Genomic DNA, 471 nt, shown 5'->3' on the forward strand with positions numbered 1-471 from the left:
GAATACCAGTCGGCACTCAGGGGATTCAACCAGCGGCTGGCAGTACTCAGGCAGTGCCTGGGAATGCAGTCGGCACTCAGTACCTATGCAGCCAGACACACCTGGGCCACAATGGCTTACCATTGCGAGATACACCCCGGAATCATATCGGAAGCCATGGGACACTCCTCCATCACGGTGACGGAAACCTATCTGAAGCCTTTCAGCAACAGAAAGATTGACGAGGCCAACCAGAGGGTAATTTCTTTTGTAAGAAGCGGAGCGTGTACAGTATAAAAGACGTTACTTCTTTTGATAGGATAGAATAGATTTGTTGCGCATTTTCCGGAATCTTCAAAATGAGTTTTGAGGAACGGAATGGTGTTGTCTTTACGGAGCTCCCATCGGTGCTATCAATGGACTGTCATTCAACCTTTTGAACTGAAAAATACATACTTTTATTCTTTGAAAGCCTCATTTCATCCCTTTCCC

At 46.5% G+C, this 471-nt stretch carries 1 pseudogene; it reads left to right on the forward strand.

Annotation, left to right across the window (positions count from 1 at the left end):
* Window positions 1-276, forward strand: a pseudogene (locus DW096_RS07575) (tyrosine-type recombinase/integrase); the annotation flags it as partial.
* Window positions 277-471 lie beyond the last annotated feature (195 nt).

This window comes from Bacteroides sp. AM07-18 (assembly GCF_003602695.1).
Taxonomy (GTDB): domain Bacteria; phylum Bacteroidota; class Bacteroidia; order Bacteroidales; family Bacteroidaceae; genus Bacteroides; species Bacteroides uniformis.